18 protein-coding genes are annotated in these 19131 nt (G+C 63.0%); 6 read left to right on the top strand and 12 right to left on the bottom strand.

Features of this window, described 5'->3' with window-relative positions:
- Positions 1-30: 30 nt before the first annotated feature.
- Genes GRAN_RS05345 through GRAN_RS05320 form a run of 6 tightly spaced genes read right to left on the bottom strand, consistent with a single transcriptional unit; the run spans position 31 to position 5948 of the window.
- Entirely contained in the window at positions 31-822 is a 792-nt protein-coding gene (locus GRAN_RS05345; RefSeq protein ID WP_128911929.1) for an ABC transporter permease, read from the bottom strand.
- Positions 819-1592 carry an ABC transporter ATP-binding protein gene (locus GRAN_RS05340; RefSeq protein WP_128911928.1) on the bottom strand — a complete coding sequence of 258 codons (774 nt, stop codon included), beginning with the start codon at positions 1590-1592 and terminating at the stop codon, positions 819-821. The genes GRAN_RS05345 and GRAN_RS05340 overlap by 4 nt, the downstream gene beginning before the upstream one ends.
- The gene (locus GRAN_RS05335; protein WP_128911927.1) at positions 1589-3259 is read right to left on the bottom strand and encodes a CocE/NonD family hydrolase; all 1671 of its coding nucleotides are present in this window, start codon (positions 3257-3259) and stop codon (positions 1589-1591) included. The genes GRAN_RS05340 and GRAN_RS05335 overlap by 4 nt, the downstream gene beginning before the upstream one ends.
- Entirely contained in the window at positions 3256-4050 is a 795-nt protein-coding gene (locus GRAN_RS05330) for a creatininase family protein (RefSeq protein ID WP_128911926.1), read from the bottom strand. The genes GRAN_RS05335 and GRAN_RS05330 overlap by 4 nt, the downstream gene beginning before the upstream one ends.
- 6 nt (positions 4051-4056) lie before the next feature.
- Positions 4057-5436, bottom strand: coding sequence for an FAD-binding oxidoreductase (locus tag GRAN_RS05325; protein WP_128911925.1), 1380 nt, complete (start codon positions 5434-5436; stop codon positions 4057-4059).
- Positions 5433-5948 carry a nucleoside deaminase gene (locus GRAN_RS05320; protein ID WP_161570849.1) on the bottom strand — a complete coding sequence of 172 codons (516 nt, stop codon included), beginning with the start codon at positions 5946-5948 and terminating at the stop codon, positions 5433-5435. The genes GRAN_RS05325 and GRAN_RS05320 overlap by 4 nt, the downstream gene beginning before the upstream one ends.
- Positions 5949-6064: 116 nt before the next feature.
- Here GRAN_RS05320 and fdhD point away from each other — a divergent pair, with 116 nt between their 5' ends.
- The 3 genes from fdhD to GRAN_RS05305 are packed head-to-tail and all read left to right on the top strand — an operon-like array spanning position 6065 to position 8645.
- Positions 6065-7024, top strand: coding sequence for a formate dehydrogenase accessory sulfurtransferase FdhD (gene fdhD, locus GRAN_RS05315; protein ID WP_128911923.1), 960 nt, complete (start codon positions 6065-6067; stop codon positions 7022-7024).
- Positions 7021-7404, top strand: a complete 384-nt coding sequence (locus tag GRAN_RS05310; RefSeq protein WP_128911922.1) for a DUF7009 family protein — start codon at positions 7021-7023, stop codon at positions 7402-7404. The genes fdhD and GRAN_RS05310 overlap by 4 nt, the downstream gene beginning before the upstream one ends.
- Positions 7398-8645 (top strand): alpha-amylase family protein, encoded by a 1248-nt coding sequence (locus GRAN_RS05305; protein WP_128911921.1) that lies wholly within the window; start codon positions 7398-7400, stop codon positions 8643-8645. Before GRAN_RS05310 ends, GRAN_RS05305 begins: the two co-directional genes overlap by 7 nt.
- A gap of 149 nt (positions 8646-8794) precedes the next feature.
- Here the strand turns inward: GRAN_RS05305 and GRAN_RS05300 are convergent, their stop codons facing one another.
- Entirely contained in the window at positions 8795-10000 is a 1206-nt protein-coding gene (locus GRAN_RS05300; protein WP_128911920.1) for a glycosyltransferase, read from the bottom strand.
- A gap of 185 nt (positions 10001-10185) precedes the next feature.
- Positions 10186-11382: a PHP domain-containing protein gene (locus GRAN_RS05295; RefSeq protein ID WP_128911919.1), complete on the bottom strand. Its 1197-nt coding sequence runs from the start codon at positions 11380-11382 to the stop codon at positions 10186-10188.
- Between the two features lie 144 nt (positions 11383-11526).
- Between GRAN_RS05295 and GRAN_RS05290 the strand changes: the two genes are divergently transcribed.
- Positions 11527-12069, top strand: coding sequence for a hypothetical protein (locus GRAN_RS05290; RefSeq protein ID WP_128911918.1), 543 nt, complete (start codon positions 11527-11529; stop codon positions 12067-12069).
- Between the two features lie 191 nt (positions 12070-12260).
- On the opposite strand, the gene GRAN_RS05285 is transcribed toward GRAN_RS05290, so the two are convergent.
- Together GRAN_RS05285 and GRAN_RS05280 are read right to left on the bottom strand one after the other, a co-directional pair.
- A complete protein-coding gene (locus GRAN_RS05285; protein ID WP_128911917.1) occupies positions 12261-13235 on the bottom strand; it encodes an LOG family protein in 975 nt (324 codons plus the stop codon).
- 19 nt (positions 13236-13254) lie between these two features.
- Positions 13255-13590 carry a hypothetical protein gene (locus GRAN_RS05280; RefSeq protein WP_128911916.1) on the bottom strand — a complete coding sequence of 112 codons (336 nt, stop codon included), beginning with the start codon at positions 13588-13590 and terminating at the stop codon, positions 13255-13257.
- A gap of 124 nt (positions 13591-13714) precedes the next feature.
- Between GRAN_RS05280 and GRAN_RS05275 the strand changes: the two genes are divergently transcribed.
- Positions 13715-15655, top strand: a complete 1941-nt coding sequence (locus GRAN_RS05275; protein ID WP_128911915.1) for an ABC-F family ATP-binding cassette domain-containing protein — start codon at positions 13715-13717, stop codon at positions 15653-15655.
- Positions 15656-15667: 12 nt separating this feature from the next.
- Here GRAN_RS05275 and GRAN_RS05270 read toward each other — a convergent pair whose 3' ends face one another.
- Both GRAN_RS05270 and GRAN_RS05265 read right to left on the bottom strand, forming a co-directional pair.
- Positions 15668-16462 (bottom strand): metallophosphoesterase family protein, encoded by a 795-nt coding sequence (locus GRAN_RS05270; protein ID WP_338323416.1) that lies wholly within the window; start codon positions 16460-16462, stop codon positions 15668-15670.
- A gap of 44 nt (positions 16463-16506) precedes the next feature.
- The gene (locus GRAN_RS05265) at positions 16507-17313 is read right to left on the bottom strand and encodes an ABC transporter ATP-binding protein (RefSeq protein WP_128911914.1); all 807 of its coding nucleotides are present in this window, start codon (positions 17311-17313) and stop codon (positions 16507-16509) included.
- Between the two features lie 133 nt (positions 17314-17446).
- Between GRAN_RS05265 and GRAN_RS05260 the strand changes: the two genes are divergently transcribed.
- Complete coding sequence (locus GRAN_RS05260) at positions 17447-19069, top strand: hypothetical protein (RefSeq protein WP_128911913.1); 1623 nt, start codon at positions 17447-17449, stop codon at positions 19067-19069.
- Positions 19070-19131: the final 62 nt, after the last annotated feature.

The following is a 19131-nucleotide window of genomic DNA, read 5'->3' as shown; positions in this document are numbered from 1 at the left end:
GTGGTCGTTCTTTCTCTTGAGGGGCCTGGGTTATTCGGCGTCGGCAGTTCGTGCGGACTCGTGCCATTGGTGCAGGAAATACCACTCGAGGAACATGACGGTGAAGAAAAAGGTGAAGCCAAGGAAAGTGGCTGCGGCAACGAGGGCGAAGAGGTAGTCCGTTTCGAGCTGGGAACTGGCGTATTGGATGGCGTATCCGATACCCCCGACGCCGACACGAGCCGATCCGGCAAAGAGTTCTCCGGTGAGGGCCCCGATGACGGCGATACCACTTGAGATGCGGATACCGGAGAAGAGGGATGGCATGGCGTGGGGCAGGCGAAGCTTGAGGAGGATTTGGGCGCGGGAGGCCTTACTCATGAGGAATAGGTCGACCATATTGCGATCGACCGAGATGAGGCCCTGGGTGGTGTTCGCGATAATGGGCGCGAGGCAGATGATGAAGGCGATCAGGCCGACGGAGAAGACGCTGTGGCCGACCCACATGATGATGAGCGGCGCGATGGCGATGATGGGAACCGTCTGGAGAAGGATCGTGTAGGGATAGAACATCCGGCGGACCCAACGGGACTGCGCGAAGAGCAGGGAGACGAGAACCCCGACGAGGATGGCGGCGAGCAGGCCTCCGGCGGCAGCTTCGGCGGTAATGCTGAGCGAGGTAAGGAGCGACGGAAAGCGCTCGGCTCCCGCCTTGGCTACCTGGAGCGGCGTGGGCAGGATATACGTCTGGATCGCGAAGATACGAATGACGGCAAGCCAGAGGAGAAGGAGTGCGGCGAAGAGGCCAAGGGCGGAAGCGAGGGCAGTGCCGGTGCGTTTCATGACGCCTCAACCTCCCGGAGCGTTCGAGAAACCTGGGCTACGACGCGGTCGAAGAGCTCGGAGCGGCGGAGTTCGGGAGTACGGGGGAAGGGCAAGTCGATCGGGATGTCGTGGGCGAGGCGTCCTGGGTGCGGGGCGAGGACAAGGATACGGCTGGAGAGAAAGACGGCTTCGGCGACCGAGTGGGTGACAAACAAAACGGTCCACGCGCGCTCAAGGTACAGGCGGATGAGCTCCTCGTTCATGCGGTCGCGGGTCATCTCGTCGAGGGCGGCGAAGGGCTCGTCGAGGAGCAGGACCTTGGGGTTGCTGGCGAGGGCGCGGGCGATGGAGACGCGCATCTTCATGCCGCCTGAGAGCTGGCGGGGATAGGATTTCGCGACGTGCTCGAGGCCGACGAGGGTGAGGAGACCGGCGACGGTGGCCTGGCGGCGTTCGCGGGCGACGCCTTCGAGTTCGAGGCCGAGTTCGATGTTGCGGGTGACTGTGCGCCAGGGGAGGAGGGTGGGGTCCTGGAAGATGAAGGAGACGATCTCGCGGGCCTTGGCGGGGGTCATGCCGTCGACGGCGATGGAGCCGGAGGTAGTGGGGCTGAGGCCGGAGACGAGCTTGAGGAGGGTGGATTTGCCGCAGCCGGAGGGGCCGATGATGCTGACGAACTCGCCGGGCTTGATCGTCGTGGAGAGGTTTTCGAGGACGGGTGGGGCTTCGGCGTAACGCTTGGTGACTCTGTCGAGGAGGATGGCTGGGATGCGGTCGGGTTTGGTCATGCGGGGATCACTGGGAGGTGGAGGGCGGAGGGGCGGGCGGGATCGTGGAAGAGGGTCTGGGTGGAGCGCTGCCAGTTCCATGAGTCGGCGAGGCGGGGTGGGGTGTGGTTGTTGGGATTGCGGTCGAAGAGGGGGTAGGCAGAGCTGGCGATTTCGAGGCGGATGCGGTCGCCGGTGGCGAAGAGGCAGGAGGTGGGGTCGAGGTCGAAGGCCCAGAGGTGAGGGATGTCGGGGGTGTGGCGGCTGCGTAGGATGCCTATGCAGAGGAAGGTGGCGTCGCCGTTTGGTTTTACGCAGATGAGTTTGGCTACGAGGTCGGAGGTGGGGGCGGAGGTGGATGCGTGGAGGGTGACCTGGGGGGTGCCGAAGATGCGGACGGCATATTCGAGGGGATGTGTCGTGTAGGTGAGGAGGTTATTGCCTAGTTCCGCGGCGGCCTGGTTGGTGGGGCCGGAGGTGTTTGTTGGGCCGCCGGGGGCCATAACGGGGACTTCGGGGTCGTAGTTGAAGAGGTCCGGGGCTTCGGGGATGGACGGGGCGATGGAGGTTAGGGTGCCGTCGCCTTTGCTGGAGTTGGCGCGGCCTTCGCTGTGGAGGTAGAGGGTTTGAGTGGGGGTGGGCCAGGATTCGGCGGCGTGCCAGCGGTTTTCGTTGAGGGCGAAGTGGCGGACGCGGGGTTCGTGGGCGAATTCGTTCGTGTCTTTGAGCCAGTGATTGAACCAGAGGAGGAGGAGGGCATCGGTGTCGAGGTTGGCTTCGGGGCCCAGGTCGGCGGGGCCGATGCGGTTGCCCCATGGGATGTGGACCCAGGGGCCGGCTACGAGGTACTGGTTGGCGTGGTGGTGCATGGCGCGGAAGCCGTCGATACTGCCCTTGAGGTAGGTGTCGTACCAGCCGGAGAGATGGAGGGCGGGGATGTTCAGGTTGACGATGTCGATGGAGCGGCTGACGTCCATGGCGGACCAGTACTCGCCGGGGGTGTCGTGTTTGAACCAGTCGCGAACGTAGGTGGGGAGGTCTTCGTCCTGAATTGCAGGGTGGGCGGCGTAGGGGGTGGCGAGGTACTGGGCGGGGAGGTTGGCCCAGGCTTGTTCGAGGCGGTCGCTGTCTTCGCGATGGTTGCGTCGGCGGGCGTCGGCCTTGAGCATCTGGAGGCCCCAGCCTAAGGACGAGGCGAGCCGGAGGGCACCGCCACTGTAGAACCAGCCGTGGTAGAGGTCGTGGGCGGTCTGGGCGGGGGCGATGCAGAGTAGGCCTTCGGGGGCTTCGGCGGCAGCAAGGAGCTGGGTCATGCCCTGGTAAGAGAAGCCGTACATGCCGAACTTGCCGTTCGATTCGGTGCGGTCGCGCAAGGCGGCGATGGTTTCGGCGCCGTCCTTGCGCTCGTGGCGGAAGGGGTAGAAGTGGCCTTCGGAGTCGCCGCGTCCGCGGACGTCCTGGATGACCACGTTGTAGCCGTGACGGGCGAACCAGACGGGGTGGGCGTAGACGACCGTCGAGGCGATGTCGCGTCCGTAGGGCTGGCGCATGAGGAGCGTCGGGTTCGGGCCGGGGGTGGGTGGGTAGTAGTGGTCCGCAATGAGGGTGATGCCGTCGGACATGCGGATGGGGACGCCGCGTTCGAGGGTGACGCCGGCTCCGCAGTCGATGAGTTTGGGCGTGCTCATGCGGGGACTAACTCCTTGAATGCGAGCATGGCCTGGAGGGCTGCGGCGATTTTCGTCGCGGCTTCTTCGATCCACTTTTCGCCGTTTTCGGCGGTGGCGGGGCGGGGGTCTCCCATGACGCCGCTGGGGGCAATGTCGCGGGTAAGCCAGGAGAAGGTGGCGGAAGCGTTTTCGGGAAGCAGAAGGTCGGGGTCCGCGAGGTCCGCGATGTAGTTGGACGTGTATTTGTCGGGGTGGACGAGGTCTGGGGTGGCGGCGAGGAGGAACGCTGTTTCAATCTCGCCGGCGTGGAACCCGTATGCCTTTTCCTGGGGGGCGATGCCGGTGAAGAGGGCTCCGGCGGATCCGAAGAGGCAGAAGGTGCGGAGGTTGAACTCGGCGCGGAGGTCGCGGGCCATGACGTCGACGAGGGAGGAGTTGCCGCCGTGGGTGTTGTAGAGGCAGAGGCGGCGGAAGCCGGAGGCGGCGACGCTGGCGCCGAGGTCGCGGAGCACGGCCATGAAGGTGGCGGCGGAGACGGAGAGGGTTCCGGGGAAGCCGAGGTGCTCGTTGCTCTTGCCGTAGCAGACGGGCGGGAGAGCGTAGACGTGGGCTTCGGCGGGGAGCTTGGCGAGAGCTTTGCCGAGGAGGAGATTATTGATGAGGGTGTCGGTGGCGAGCGGCAGGTGGTGCCCGTGCTGTTCGATGGCGGCGGTGGGGAGAATGAGGAGGGCTTCGTCCCTGGGGATTGCCTCGACCTGCTTCCAGGTCAGGTAGGCGAATTGGCGGGCGGGAGGGATCCAGGTCTGCATGGGTGCTTACTCCTTGGGGCTCATTTCCGGGGCTGGCTGGAAGGTGACCATCTTACCGGGGTTCATGAGGCCGCGGGGGTCGTAGCGGTACTTGGTGAGGAGCTGAATGTTGTCGGGACGGTATCGGCCTCCGCCCTCGACGTTATTGCTATGAGGGTTGGCTACGCTGACGCCGATCGAGCGGCAGAAGTCGATCATCTCGTTGAGGCGGGCTTCGGTGGTGTAGCGGACGAGGGGGATGGATCCGGGGATGACGGCGCCGGTGCCGATTTTCATCCATTCGATGTGGAAGAGGATCTCGACGCCGAACTTGGCTTTGAGCTGGGCGAACTGGGAGCGGGCTTCGGTTGGGCTGAAGCCGCATTGCAGGTAGGTGAATGCTGGATCATGCTTCATGGCCCAGAGGGTTGTGTGGTTCCAGGTGTAGTCGGAGAGGAGTGGAATGGTGCGGAGGCCAGTGTAGGGGGCGGCATGGGTGATCTCGCCTCCGGCTGCCGTTGCCGTGGCTTCGAGGTCGGCTAGCTCGCTGGCGGCGATCATTATGAAAATAAGGGCTTTGCCTTCGCGGGTGACGCTCTTGATAGGGGCGAAGGTGGAAGGGATGGGCCACTCGAATGTGGTGACGAGGCGCTTAGTCCATCTGTCATCAGCGGCGATTTGCTCGCTGAAGGTGAAGGCTGCTTCGAAGGTGGGGAATGCGATGGCGCACTGGGCCCATTCGACAGCTGGGGTGAGGGCGAGCCAAATCTTTGTGATGACGCCGTTCGTGCCCCAGGCGTGGAGGACCTCGTGGACCGCTTCGCCTTCGAGGAAGAGGATGCGGGGTTGAGGCTCCATGGTGATGACTTCGAGGGCGCGGACGGTGCCGAAGTCGCGCAAGCCGCCGTGGCTGATGGAGCCGATTCCTCCGGAGCCTCCGCCGAGGAAGCCGCCTACGCTTGCTTTGGCGACCGTGCTTGGGTAGCAGCGCAACTCCCAGCCCTGGACGCGGGCGGTGGTTTCGAGGACGCCTAGGCGGACTCCGGGGCCCACGATGGCTACACCCTCGGAGGTGATGGATTCGATGGTATCCATGCGGGAGAGGTCGAGGACGACTCCGCCCTTGAGGGGGATGGCCTGGCCGTAGTTGCCGGTGCCGGCTCCGCGCGGAGTGACGGGGATGCGGCGCCCGTAGCAGGTGGCGAGGACGCGGAGGATCTCGTCGGTTGAGATGGGCTGGACGACGACCTCGGCCACCTTGTCATCGAGCAGGGCCTTGAGGATGGGAGAATACCAGTAGAAATCCCGCGAGAGGCGCTGGACGGTCTGGGGATTGGTGATGACGCGGTCGGGCGCGTCTGTTCCAGCAAGAGCGGCGGCTACAGCGGCGTGATCGGCTTCGGTCATGCGGACTTTGAGTTCCCGTCTTTTGGGTTCCAAGTGGCGAAGGCTGCGAGCATGTTGGGGTGGGTGAAGAGCGCGTAGGCCTCGTCGCGGAGAATGGGGCCGTCTATCTCGCAGGACATGTCGCTGCGGCGGACGACTTCGCGCGATGGGATGTAAATCTGGCGGCAGTGTTGGCTCGCGTCTTCGATGGTGGCGGCGTAGACGACGCGGTCGAGTCCGGCCCAGAGGGCGTTCGCCATGCACATGGGGCAGGGCTCGCACGTGGTGTACATGGTGTAGCCCTTGAGCGAGGGCGACTTGATCTTGCGGCAGGCCTTGCGGACGGTGCGAACCTCGGCGTGGCTGCTTGGGTCATTTTCGGCGCGGACGGCGTTGACGGCACGAATGAGCGGCTTGCCTGTGGCGGTGTCGACGATCAGGGCGCCGAAGGGTACGGGAGATGGAGTGTCGAGGGTGCGTGCGGTGAAGCGGATGAGCGCGGCCATGTGGTGCTCGTCCACCTTTCGCTGCAAACCACCTGACTCCCTTGATTCCATGAGGAAATCTACCATGCGCGGCGAGGGCCGCAAACCGCCCGAGAGTAACCTGCCGGCGCATCGTATTCTGTAGAGGCGGAATCAGAATGCGTATGAGTAGCCTTGCTAATAGCACGATTGTTGGAGAAGAGCCGGTTGGAAGGGTGTCCGGGACGCGCTCGCTGGTGGAGACGACGATCACGCAGCTTGTGGGCAGCAGCGGGCATGACGTGCGTGATCTGCTGGCGGCGGAGGAGCCGCTGGAAATTCAGCTTGCCTATGGGCCAGCCGACGCCCGGCAGGTCAAGTCGATCTCGGTAACGATGCGAACGCCTGGCTATGACTTCGAATTGGCGGCGGGCTTCCTGATGACGGAAGGGGTGGTGCGGGACGCCGATGATATCGACCGGGTCTGGTATGCGACTCCGTATGCCGACTCAGTCAGCGAAGCGCGACAGGATTCGGCGCTGGCCTATCAGCCACTGAACAACATCGTCCGTGTGGAGTTGGCTGCCGGCGTTGAGGTGAGCCTGGCGAATCTGCAGAGGAACTTCTATACGACGTCAAGCTGCGGAGTGTGCGGGAAGGCTTCGCTGCTTGCGCTGCAGACGGTCTGTCCTCCACGCGTCGGGAATCGGTTCCGCATCGCCGCCAGTGTTCTCTATGGACTGCCGGACAAACTGCGTGAGGCGCAGAGCGTCTTCGATAAGACGGGCGGTATTCATGGTGCCGGGCTGTTCGATGCGGCGGGTGAACTACACCTCGTGCGTGAGGACGTCGGGCGGCACAATGCAGTGGATAAGCTGCTTGGCTTCGAGTTCCTGGCAGACCGGACGCCGCTGCGGGACAGGCTTCTGCTGCTGTCGGGACGGGCTAGCTTTGAGCTGATGCAGAAGGCATTGATGGCCGGTATACCGGCGGTTGCGGCGGTCGGCGCTCCGTCGAGCCTCGCGGTGCAGGTGGCGCGGCAGTTCGACATTACGCTTGTGGGATTTCTACGTGGGCATCATCTGAACGTCTATCACGGGGCGGAGCGCATTTTGGGTGTTCAGGAAGAGCAGGAGTCACGATGAAGTTGCGGATCAAAGGAAATTCGTTGCGTTTGCGCATCTCGCGGTCGGAGATGGATCGGCTGGTCGAGAGCGGGCGCATTGAGGATACGGTGCAGTTCACACCCGTGGCGGGTGAGTCGTTTACCTATTCGCTCGAGCATGAGCGTGGCGCCAGAAAGATCGCGGTCCGGTATGCTCCGGGGAACGTCGCGGTAGTGGTCCCGACGGCGAGTGTGATGCGTTGGACCGATGAGAGCGAGGTCGGGATCTACGACAGCCTGGCGCTCGACGCTTCGACTAGCCTTGAACTGATCCTCGAGAAAGACTTTGCCTGCATAGATGGGAGCGACGCCGATAACACGGACACGTTTCAGAACCCGAATGAGGCTGCGGCTTGCTGAGCTTTCCTGCACGCCTGGCGGCTTGGGGTGTTGGATTCCTCCTCCTTGCTTCAGCTGGTTTCGGACGAACGCAGACGCTGGCACATAAGAATTGGGCTGGGTCGGGAATGTCGGCGCAGACGTGGTGGTCTCGGGGGGTGTTTTGCCGGGTGGGGTTGCGGCCTGCGGGTGGGACGGCGGTGACGCTGAAGACCGTCGCGGCTCGGCTTGAAGCGCTGGAGGGGGCGGGGTGTGACGCGGTTGTTCTCGGAGCGCTTGGGACGGCTGGGCCTTCGCCGGTTGATGCCGCTTACGGATCGGTTGAGGATGCTGACGCGGTGATCGAAGAGATCGGGCGCAGGAAGATGCGGCTCGTGCTGGAGATGCCAGTGGCGGGGGCTTTTTCCGGGGCGGGTGAGCAGGATCTGACGGCACGGATGCGGTTCTGGCTGACGCGGGGAGTGGCGGGGTTTGCGGTGCGGGGGGATGGGGCTCCGGCGGGAAGTGATGTTCCGGGGGTGGTTAAGCGGCTGCGGGCGGTAGTGTCGGGATCTCTGGGAACACGCGTCTTAATCGCGGACGGGGTGGATGGGCCGGATTCCCAACTCGTGGTTCGGCGGGTAGATGCGGCGTTGCAGGCGGGGCAGACTGCCGCCGTGAGGCAGCAGTTGGCTGGTGCGGACGGCGGGCTTGCGGGGCGTTTGCCTCTGCTCGTAGCTGCCGATACCCGCGCTGAGACGGCCAAGGTGATGGCGGCGCTGCTGCTGTTGGAGGGAGATGCGGCGATGGTGGCGGCCGAGCCGTTTGCCAGCAAGGGTGCCGAAGTTGTCGCGCCAGTGAAGAGGGAGTTCTCGGCGGAGGAGATGCGGCTGTGGATTCCGGCGAGCGAGTACGCGGCGCACGAGGATCAGACGGCCGAGGCGCGGGATAAGGCCATGATCGAGTGGTACCGGGCGCTGACGGAGATGCATCATGCGAACGTGTCCTTAAGAGACGGGCAGGCGACGTACCTGAACCAGGACAGCCAGGATGTGCTGGTTTGGGTGGTGCGGGCGAAAGGGTTGAGTGCGCCGGTGCTTGTGGCATGCAATCTCTCGGGACATGCGACGAAGGTTGCGGTAGGCGACGAGCTAAAGACAGTTGGCGTGCGAAAGAGTTATTTGCGGACGCTGCTGCGGTCGCAACCGGAGCAGCCGCATCCGGCTACGGTTGAAGATATTGATTTGGAGGCGGACGGGGTTTTTGTGGGGGAGATTCGCTGAAGCAAGGGTACTCCCCACTCTGGGTAAAAGTCGCAAAGTATTCAAAATAAAAGCTTTAGCTTCTGACTTCGAGCCTCTGCGTCTGCTAAAGTATTGAAAATAAAGGGATCGGTTTCCCTAAAGTCTTCAATACAAATGAGATAGGCCCATCACGAGTGGTCGGCGGAAATGGGTGCCGGGAGAGTCTTGTACGCCTCGTAGATGCGGTCGAAGACAGCGTCCCACGTGCATGTCTGGGCGTACGCGCGGGAGGCGAGGCGCATCCGAGCCAAGCGGATCGGGTTCTCGATGAGGCCTTCGATCGCCCCGGAGAACTGTTCATCAGCCACGATGTGGCCGGTTTTGCCCTCCTGAATGATGTACTTGGGGCCGCCGTCGGGGGTGACGATGGCAGGGACGCCGGAGGCGAGGGCTTCGAGAACGACGTTGCCGAAGGTGTCGGTGTGGGACGGGAAGACGAGGAGATCCATGTTGGCGTAGGCCTCGGCGAGGGCGTGGCCGCGGAGGACTCCGGCGAACTTGGCCCCGGGGAGCTCCCGTGCGAGGGCCTCCTGCTCGGCTCCCTGGCCGACGATGAGGAAGCGAATCGGGCGGGGGCTGGTGGCTGCTAGCTTGCGGGCGATCCGGGGGAGGAGAGCGACGTTCTTTTCGACCGAGAGGCGGCCGACGAACCCGAGGGTGAATGGGGCGCTTGGTCTTTCGTCGACGGGCCGGGTGCGGTGGACGGGGGAGAAGAGCTGGGTATCGACGCCGCGCTGCATAAGGTGGCAGGGGCGGTGCGTGGCGGTTTCGAGCATCTCGCATAGTTCGCCGTTGGGGGCGAAGAGGACCTTTGCGAGGCTGTAGAACCACAGTGTGGCGCTGAGAGCGCCATGTTCGATGCCGCGATCCAGGTTTCCCCCGGCATCGTGGCCGAGGTGCGCGGTAAGCCAGGCGAGGCGACGTGCGGCGTACTCGTGGACGTTGGTATGCCAGGAGGCGGCGAGCGGGATGCCGAGCTTCCAGGCGAAGTAGGCACCGAAGATGCCGAGCTCGCTTGGTCCGGTGATGTGAATGACGTCCGGCTGGAAGGCGCGGAGAGCCCGGTGGATCAATCCGGCATGACGCCAGAAGAGCGGGTCGAAATCTAAGTCCTTCTCCATCTGGATGGAGGCACCGGAGCGGGGGAGTTCGAGAGTTTGCAGGTTTCCGGTGATCTCGAGCGGCGTAGAACGGGGCGCGGTTCCACCGGCACGGACGCAGAGGAATGGAAGGTCGCGGCGCTCGGCGAAGGCGAGGAAGTTGCGGCTGGTGTGCGCGACGCCGTTGACCTCGTGGAATGAGTCGGGAAAGAAGGCGACGCGAGGCGGGCGCATGGGTCTAGCGTATCGCTCTTTCGGGTTGTTGGCAGCGGTTGGCTGAGAGGCTTGTCAGGCGGCTCAGCGCAGAAGGCAAAGGCGTAACTCAGGCGTCTAGAGTCGTGCAGCCGAAGAGGCTCTTGTGGCACGGCGGAAGCCGTGCCCTTAGGCAAGACGGAAAGCCATTTGCTATTGAAGAAGACTCAGGCCTGGCGGGGAGCGAGGCTCGGCTTGAGGTCTCCGGTATTTTGGCGGTCGTTCCAGGCCATGCGGAGGGTTTCGGAGACGGGTCCGGAGCCGAGCAGGCGAACGGCGACCAGGATAACGCTGAGGTAACGCGGAGCGTGTCCGTCGGGCCACATTGTGGAGAGGGGGCGCATCTCGCCGTCGGCGTTGGGGTGGAAGACGCGCTCATCCCAGGTGCGGGAGCCTTCGGGGAAGTGAGGATGATTGCGCACGGCGTCGAGCGTCGACTGCAGGATGCGGTGCTTCCAGGGCTGGGCATACTGCGGCATGAAGAGCACATGGCTCTGGCGGAGGACGCGGACCTCGTGAACGAACTCGGCGAAGTTGAAGGCGTGGGTGAGGTTCAGGTTCGCGTTCGGCTCGATGCCGTGGCGGTCGCCACCGCTGATGACGAGCTGGTTCCAGCGCTGGCCGAGGTCGGAGACTTCGCGGTTCTCGTCCCAGTTGCGCAGGCCGTTGAGCTCGAGAGCGTGACAGAACTGGCCGTGGAGGGCGAGGAAGTCGTTGACGAGGAAGCGGTGCTTCTCTTTGCCGATGCGGTAGAGATCCCAGAGCGGGTGGTTGAAGACGATGAGGACGCCTGGAGTTTCGTGGAGCTCGGCAAGAAATTCGCCGAGAAGGCGGGCGGGCCGCTCGGTGACCGGGATGGCGGTGAAGGCCTGCAGGCGCTCCATCCACTCGACGCCAGTGGCGCTGGGGAGGTTGTGGATGCCGAGATGGAAGCAGGTGGTTCCGGCCTGCGGGTTGGCGAAGGGAACAGTCCACTCGACCGAAACGGGAATGTGACGGGCGCTGGGGACGGCGCGGAGAAGCAAGGGAGCGGAGATGTCGTCGTGGTCGGTGAGGCTGACAAGGGCGGGGAGGCCGAGCTTCTGCTCGATCTGCTCACGTTCGAGGTCGAAGGCGAGGCGCGGGGTCAGGGGTGGAGTCCAGTAGCTGCGGGCGTAGTCGGGACGGACACCGGAAACGCGGGCGCAACGGTCCTCGAGCCAGCGGAGGATGGGCTGGAGGGGCTTCCAGTCGGTGGAGAGCTCGGCGATAAAGTCGAGGGTCTCCTTGGACTGGCTGGTATGGCTGTGAAGCGAGACACCTGTGGCGAAGGGGCTGGCTGCCTTTGGTTCACGCCAAAGGTAAGAAATGGTGGACTGGCTCATCGGTCTCTGCCCCCTTGAGTTTTGCCTCTGGTTTCAGGGGTAGTATCCGGATTTCTGATGAAGCGTATGTGACTGCACCAACAATGGTGCTTCAAATTTAGTGATGAGTGTGGTGCGTCAGAAAGGGAGCTAAACTGTGTACCGGTGGCTGCGAAACTTGAAATTCGCGATCTGGCCGACCGGCTAGAATATCGCGTCACGCAGCGGCACACGCGGACGCACTTGTTTCTGCGCGCCTTGTTCTGGATGATCCTGCTGGCGATCCCCATCGGCATGGCAGGGCATTCTCCTCTTTTCGCGGCTGGCACGGCTGGGATATTCATCTTCGCGGCCTTCGCAGATGTGACGCGCGCACAACGCGGGACCGATGTGACCTTCACGGTTACTGAGCGCGACATCATCAGCCATGGCTACACCCAGAACGAGTACCATCCGCTTAATCGCTGGCGCACGCAGGCTCCTGACCTTGCGTGGCGCGAGGGCCACTCCTCCGGCGAGAATGGCCCTGTCTTTCCGCAGGGTGTTTATAGCGGAAACGACTGTGTGCTCCCGCTGGTCACGATGGAGGAAGGGCATCGCATCGTGACCGCCATCTACAGCCGGTATCCAGACACGGCAGAGGATAGTCGGTATGACCACTCTTCGATTCCATCCCAAATCATCACGCTCGGCATATCGAAGTATTGAGCGTCTCAGCGTCCTTGCGAAAGCAAAGGCAGATGGCAGATTCCCTACGGGAATGACAACCAGAGAGGCAAGGGCAAGGGCCAGGGCGACGGCTTGCGGTTGTGCAGTTTAAGTTCCCACCCTTACCGGCGATGGTGCTGCCGGTGAGGATGGGGCACCCGGGCTGTAGGGGTGATTCGGGCAGGATGAGTTTAGCGGGTGGGGGCGATGTCGGGACCGAGGAGTTCCTGAACAGACGGGGCGGGCTCGGAGGGAACCTTTCCGGGTTCCTCTTCCCCCGGGAGTTCGATGTGGGCGCTTAGGCCCTCTTTGAGCATCGCGAAGGCTTCTTCGGGGGTATCGGCGAACTGGAAGAGGTCGCGGTCCTTGAAGGCGATGGCTCCCTTTTCGGCGAGGAGGTCGAGGTTGAGGACGTTCTTCCAGTAGCTCGAGCCGTAGATCACGATGGTCATCTTCTTGGCGAGCTTGTGGGTCTGGGCGAGGGTGAGGAGCTCGAACATCTCGTCGAGAGTACCGAAGCCACCGGGGAAGACGACCAGGGCCTTCGCCAGGTAGGCGAAGAAGTACTTCCTCATGAAGAAGTAGTGGAATTCGAAGTTGAGCGATGGGGTGATGTAGGGGTTGGGGAGCTGCTCGAAGGGGAGCTTGATGTTGAGGCCGATGGTCTTGGCTCCGGCCTCGTAGGCTCCGCGGTTCGCGGCTTCCATAATGCCCGGGCCGCCGCCGGAGGTGACGACGAAGCGGTGGCGGGGGCCAGGGACAGTGTGAGCCCAGGTGGCGACCATGAAGGCGAGGCGGCGGGCGTCCTCGTAGTAGGAGGCCATTTCGACGGCGGCCTCGGCGAGGCGGAGCTTTTGCCCGGAGGCTTCGCCGGCTTCGATCTCCTGCGGGGTGGCAGGCTGCTCGTGCTCGGGGGCCGGGGTGCTGGAGCCGGTGTTTTCGAGGAGTTGCAGCTCCTTGTTGGCGACGTCAAGGGCGCGGAAGCGGGCGGAGCCGAAGAAGACGACGGTGTCCTGGATGCGCTCGCGGCGGAAGCGGACGAGGGGTTCCTGGTACTCGGCCACGATGCGGAGAAGACGGCCGTCGGGGGAGTCGATGAACTCGGAGTTCTCGTAGGCGAGGGGTGCGCGGGCGAGGGGGTCGGGCGGGGGGATTTCCTTCGACATGGGGCTCCGGAGAGGGATCTTAGTCTCGATAGTCGCGGTAGTGGATCGCCTCGGAGATGCCGATCCAGATATCCAGAAGGCCGACTCCCGAGATGATGCCACGGACCGCTCCGTTATGAAGGACGCCGGCGAGGCGTGGTCGAGCGGCGAGGAACATGTTGTGATCCCAGACGCGCGTCCACCAGGGGAGAACGGCGACGAGGACGCCGAGGTAGATGCAGAAGAGCACAAGGATGAAGAGCGAGAGGCGTTGAAGCCATACGGGCGCGCCGGGGCCGGTGTCTGCGGCGGCGCCGGATGCAGAATGCATGACGACCGGCTCGGGCTCCGGAAATAGCTCGTTCTGTATGGCCATCGGCCCTCCTCATGACCTTAGCAGAGGGGCTTGGGGCGTGTCTTGGCTACTGTTTGCCACGCGGATGCTTCCGGGCGCGGGTTGAAGCAGCGGGAACGACGGCTTGGGATGCGAAAATGGGTCCATGCTGCAACTTTCAGGCGCCGGGAAACGCTTCGGCCAAAAACTGCTTTATGAAGATGTGAACTGGCTGATTACGCCGGATGAACGAACCGGCCTGGTGGGCGGGAACGGTACGGGCAAGTCGACGCTGCTGAAGGTGCTGGCAGGCGTCGAGCAACTGGATCTTGGTACGATGACGCGGGCGCGGGGGATGACGCTCGGCTATCTTCCGCAGGATGGTCTGGCGCTGAAGGGGCGGTCGGTCTTCGATGAATGCCTGTCGATCTTCGATGAGATCCGCTCGATGGAGCAGGAGGCCGAGGATCTCTCGGCCAAGCTGGCCGAGCATGAACCGGGAAGTCCGGCGTACGAGGCGGCGGCGGACCGCTACTCGTACATCACCGACGTGATGCATGCGAACGATATCTACACGCTCGACTACCAGGTGGGGACGGTACTCGGCGGGCTTGGCTTCTCAAAGGAAGACTGGCTGCGACAGACGGAGGAGTTTTCCGGCGGCTGGCAGATGCGAATCGCGCTGGCGAAACTTCTGCTGCAGAAACCGTCGCTTCTATTGCTGGATGAGCCCACGAACCACCTGGATCTGGAGACGCGGAACTGGCTCGAGGACTATCTGCGGAACTACGAGAATGCGTTTGTGCTGATCTCGCATGACCGGTATTTTCTCGATGTCACCGTTGGGAAGACGGTCGAGCTCTGGAACAAGCGGGCGCATTTCTATTTCGGGAACTACGAGAAATATCTGAAGCAAAAAGAAGAGCGGCGGGCGCAGTTGATGTCGGCCTATAAGAACCAAAGGGACCAGATCGAGCATCTGGAGTCATTTATCAACCGCTTCCGGGCGCAGGCGACGAAGGCGAAGCAGGTGCAGTCGCGTATCAAGGAACTGGAGAAGATCGAACGGATCGAGGTGCCGGAAGACGAGGCGACGATTCACTTCACCATTCCGCAGCCTCCGGCTTCGGGGCGGACCGTCATCGATGTGCAGCATCTGTACAAGAGCTATGGCGAGAAGAAGATTCTTGAGGATGTTAGCTTCTCGATCGACCGTGGGGACCGGATCGCTCTCGTGGGAGCGAACGGGGCGGGGAAGTCGACGCTGATCCGGATGCTTTCGGGGCTGGAGGGGCCGACGTCGGGGGAGATCAAGCTGGGGCATAACGTTCTGGCGGACTACTTCGCGCAGGATCAGTACAAGGTGCTCGATCCCAAAGCGAAGATGCTGGACGACATCAGCGGGATCGCGCTGAAGGTGCCGCAGGTGGAGTTGCGGAGTCTGCTTGGGTGTTTCATGTTTTCGGGCGACGATGTCTTCAAGGAGCTTGGGGTGCTCTCGGGTGGGGAGCGGAACCGGTACGCCATGGCGAAGATGCTGGTCTCGCCGGCGAACATGCTTCTGCTCGATGAGCCGACGAACCACCTGGATCTGAGAGCGAAGGATGTGTTGCTCGATGCGATCCGGAAGTTCACCGGGACAGTGCTCTTCGTCTCGCACGACCGGTACTTCATCGACGGGCTCGCGACGCGTGTGTTCGAGGTAGAGGATCGGCGGGTTCATATTTATCCGGGTAACTATGAGGACTACCTGTGGCGGAAGCAGGGTGGTCCGGAGAAGGTGACGGAGGAGATTCGCAGCAGCCCGGCGTACGTACCGGATCCGGTCGTGGTGGTTGCGGCTCCTGTGAAAGCTGCTGTTTCGCCGATCAAGAAGCTGAACCCGATCAAGCTGAAGCAGTTGGAGGATCGCCTGGCGGCGGTGGAGCACGATATGCCGAAGCTGGAGGGTGATATTGCGGCCGCGGAGGAGCAGTTGGGGAACTACAGCTCGGCGGATGAGTCCCAGAGAATCGCCACGTCGCTCGAGAAGATGCGGGCGGATCATGCGGCGCTGATGATCGAGTGGGAGGAGCTCTCGACACAGTTGGAGGAGCAGAACACCTGATTTTCGATTGGCTTAGCGGCCTTCGCGGAGGCGCTCGGCAAGGCGCTCAGGGAGGCCAGCCATCAGAATGCGGCCCTGCGCGGTGGTGACGTCGTACGGGATACGGTGGAAGACGATGCGGCAGGCTTCGAGGTCATAGATGGCGTAGGCGGCGCGCCAGTCGGTGTCGCGGGGCTGGCCGACCGAGCCGGGGTTGATAAGGTGGCGGGTGCCCGGGCCGAGGTCGAGGATCCAGTGTTCCTTGTCATTGCGGGTGAAGTACCGGGGGCGCACCTCGTGCCAGTCCTGCTCCTTCTGCGAAAAGCCACCCTGGATGTGGGTATGGCCGAAGAAGGTGATGGCGGTCGGCATCTGCTGGAGGGGAGCCCAGGCGTCGCGCATGTTGAGGATGTAGGCATCTTCGTGCAGGGGCGAGCCGTGAGCGCAGGTGACACCCGATGCGGCTGATGGGGTGAGAGGCCCTTGAGGGACGGACCGGAGCCAGGCTAAGTTGTCTGGAGTGAGCTCTTTGAGGGTCCAGAGGGCGGCGGTGCGGGCCACGGGGTTGAAGCCGAGGGGCGACGTCTGGCCGGTGCAGACGCGGTCGTGGTTGCCGCGCACGTTGATCTCGGCGAGGGGGTGGATGAGATCGAGAACCTCGTTGGGGCTGGCTCCGTAGCCGACGACATCTCCAAGATTCCAAAGCACATCGTAGTGACCCTCGGCGTCGCGGAGGACGGCCGAGAGAGCTTCGAGGTTGCCGTGGATGTCGGAGAGGATGAGGGCTCGCATGCTCGTCGTCGAGCCAAGTGCCCGAAGGTTCAGCATAACTCGTTTGATCGTGAAGCGGTAAGGCTAATCAATTGTTCGGGTTAGACGGAAGCGAGAGGAGCGGAACGGTCTGTATGCATGGTCGGAGCCGAGGCGAGCAGCTTGCGGGTGTAGGGGTGCTGAGGGTTCCGAAACAGTGTTTCGGTCGGGGCGAGTTCGACAATGCGGCCCTTCTGCATGACGGCGACGCGGTCTGCGATCTGGGAGACGACGGCGAGGTCGTGGGAGATGAAGAGCATGGCGAGATCGTGCGTGCGGCGTATCTCCTTCAGGAGATTGAGGATCTGAGCCTGGACCGTTACATCGAGGGCGGTTGTTGGTTCGTCGGCGATGAGAAGTTGAGGGCGGTTGATGAGTGCCATCGCGATGAGGATACGCTGACGCTGTCCCCCTGAGAACTGGTGGGGATAGTCGTAGACGCGGCGCTCAGGCTCAGGCAGGGCGACGGCTAGCATGGCTTCGAGAACCTTTGTTTTGATCATGTTGCGAGACTCGCCGGGATGGTGAGCGGTGTAGGCTTCGGCGATCTGGGTTCCTACCTTCATGACCGGGTTAAGGGCGATCATGGGTTCCTGGAAGATCATGGCGATGGAGCGCCCTCTGTGGCGGCGCATGCCTTCTTCCGGCAGGGTTAGCAGGTTTTCGTTGCTAAAGGTAATGTTTCCAGTGGTTTGTGCGGATTGGGAGAGGAGGCGGAGGAGGGCGAGCGATGTGGCGGACTTGCCTGAGCCGGATTCGCCTACCAGTCCTAACGTTTCGCCGGCGTTGATAGCAAAGGAGATATTGTGGACGACCGGGGTGTTGTTGAAGGCGATGGAGAGGTTTTCGACCTGTAAGAGCGGGGGCATCTGGGCTGATGGTAGCGAAATTCGGTTGGTTTCGCTGGATAGCTTGCGGGCCAATGTACGGTAAGTGTGGTCGAGGACCGAGTTTGGGTCCGATGCGTCTAATGTTGCGTATGTGGGATGCGAGGATGTTGGGATGAGGCGGAAGCGGTGGATTGTCGGTGGGGTACTTGCCGGGCTGGGTGTGCTCGGTCGGGGGCAGATCCACAAGGTCGCGCGGCCGGAGACGGTGGTGCGGGCTATCGGGGTGTATGAGTGGACTGGCGACCTGACGAAGCCGAAGGGGCAGAGGTTCGTGCCCGTGACGATCTTCATCGACGGCGAGTTGCAGGATGCGGGCGTGTACATGGCGCGGCCGGTTCCGATGGCGCTGACGCCGGGCAATCTTTACGAACTGGACGACGCGGGCGTGGAGAAGGGGCTGGTCGATGTGAAGGAGGCTCGGCATCTGCAGATTCCGGCTGCTGCCGACATCGTGCCGTACGACAATACGTGGCTTGGATACGGGAGCTTCGAGGCTCCCGCGGCTCCGAAGCCTCTGTCGACGAAAAAGCCGAGCCAGAAGGTGTCGGTGAATGGGAAGCCTGTTACGGACGACGATTCGGATCGCCCGAAGTTCTCCTCCCATGGCGCGCAGCCCGGAACGGGTGGTTCGGCGGCTCCGGCTTCGGGTTCTCCAGAAGATGTGAAGATCGACGACGGCGATAAGAAGGATTCGAACGACGATGTCGACCGGCCGACGCTGCGGCGGAGGCCTCCGGCGGATCCGAAGCAGGCAAAGAAGGATAAGAAGGCTCGGGACCAGTCGTCGGTGACAGGGGAAAAGCAATCGCTGAATGACGACCCGGATCGTCCGAGGATGAAGCGTTCCCATGAGACGGACGAGGATGAACTGGCTCCGCTCAACGGGCTTCCAGCGGACATGCACCAGATGATTGGCGTGTCGGACCCCAAGCGGCGGGAGCCGCATCCGTTCGCGCGGGCCTGGGAGGATGAGACCGAGCACCAGGCGATCCTGAAGCAGATGCGGGATCTGGCAAAGGCACAGCTTGTGGCGTACGGGCCGGTTCCGGCGGAGCTTCTCGTGGCGGCGGCTGCTGCTCCGGCTCCCGCGGCGGCGGGTGTAGCGGCGACTCCTGCTCCGAACGCGGGGCCGGCGTTGAAATCGCAGGATACGTCGACGGGTGCTCCGCCGGTGCTGAGGCGCAACCATGTGGATCCTAACGCGGCGGCGAAGGAGCAGGTGACGGCTCCGGTTGTAGCTGCTCCGGCTGCACCTGCCAAGACTGCAACCGCCAGGACTGCTGCGACAAAGACGGGTACGGCAGCCACTCCGAAGACGGCGGCGACACGCAGAGCGGCTGCGGCCAAGGCGAAGAAGGCTGCCGCTGCTGCTCCGGACCCGCAGTACCAGCTTGTTGATGAGGATCTGAAGGGTTACACGCTTAGCTATGGCGGAGCGGCAACGTATGTGTACACGGCGCACACGCTGGGGACGGGTGCGGCGCTGCGTTACGTCACGATCGTGGCGCAGGCCGATGGGGTGAACGGCTTGAAAATGGCAGTGCATTCGGTGACGGACGCGGCACATCTCGACCGGCAGGCGTGGATGCGGTTTGTCGACGTGGTCGATGTGGAGGCTTCGAACCGGGCGAGCCTGTTGTTTGAATTGCGAGGGCAGACCTCGCGGCAGTTCGCGCTGTTCCGGGTGATCGGCGGCAGATCGGATACGGTCTTCACGGGCGGGACGACGCAGTAGCCGAACTCCAAAGGTTCGGCAGATCGTTTCCTGTTACTGCACATCACATACGCAATGTGTCT

Origin of the sequence: Granulicella sibirica (assembly GCF_004115155.1) — a bacterium.
Taxonomy (GTDB): Bacteria; Acidobacteriota; Terriglobia; order Terriglobales; family Acidobacteriaceae; genus Edaphobacter; species Edaphobacter sibiricus.
Note: the sequence above shows the minus strand (reverse complement) of the source record. Positions and strands in the feature narration are given on the sequence as shown.

Coding starts and splice junctions, on each gene's coding strand:
- GRAN_RS05280 (WP_128911916.1), bottom strand. CDS start 13,590: ATGGCCATACAGAACGAGCTATTTCCGGAGCCCGAGCCGGTCGTCATG.
- GRAN_RS05330 (WP_128911926.1), bottom strand. CDS start 4,050: ATGCAGACCTGGATCCCTCCCGCCCGCCAATTCGCCTACCTGACCTGG.
- GRAN_RS05270 (WP_338323416.1), bottom strand. CDS start 16,462: ATGCTGAACCTTCGGGCACTTGGCTCGACGACGAGCATGCGAGCCCTC.
- GRAN_RS05265 (WP_128911914.1), bottom strand. CDS start 17,313: ATGCCCCCGCTCTTACAGGTCGAAAACCTCTCCATCGCCTTCAACAAC.
- GRAN_RS05340 (WP_128911928.1), bottom strand. CDS start 1,592: ATGACCAAACCCGACCGCATCCCAGCCATCCTCCTCGACAGAGTCACC.
- GRAN_RS05310 (WP_128911922.1), top strand. CDS start 7,021: ATGAAGTTGCGGATCAAAGGAAATTCGTTGCGTTTGCGCATCTCGCGG.
- GRAN_RS05300 (WP_128911920.1), bottom strand. CDS start 10,000: ATGCGCCCGCCTCGCGTCGCCTTCTTTCCCGACTCATTCCACGAGGTC.
- GRAN_RS05260 (WP_128911913.1), top strand. CDS start 17,447: ATGAGGCGGAAGCGGTGGATTGTCGGTGGGGTACTTGCCGGGCTGGGT.
- GRAN_RS05275 (WP_128911915.1), top strand. CDS start 13,715: ATGCTGCAACTTTCAGGCGCCGGGAAACGCTTCGGCCAAAAACTGCTT.
- GRAN_RS05335 (WP_128911927.1), bottom strand. CDS start 3,259: ATGAGCACGCCCAAACTCATCGACTGCGGAGCCGGCGTCACCCTCGAA.
- GRAN_RS05285 (WP_128911917.1), bottom strand. CDS start 13,235: ATGTCGAAGGAAATCCCCCCGCCCGACCCCCTCGCCCGCGCACCCCTC.
- fdhD (WP_128911923.1), top strand. CDS start 6,065: ATGAGTAGCCTTGCTAATAGCACGATTGTTGGAGAAGAGCCGGTTGGA.
- GRAN_RS05295 (WP_128911919.1), bottom strand. CDS start 11,382: ATGAGCCAGTCCACCATTTCTTACCTTTGGCGTGAACCAAAGGCAGCC.
- GRAN_RS05345 (WP_128911929.1), bottom strand. CDS start 822: ATGAAACGCACCGGCACTGCCCTCGCTTCCGCCCTTGGCCTCTTCGCC.
- GRAN_RS05325 (WP_128911925.1), bottom strand. CDS start 5,436: ATGACCGAAGCCGATCACGCCGCTGTAGCCGCCGCTCTTGCTGGAACA.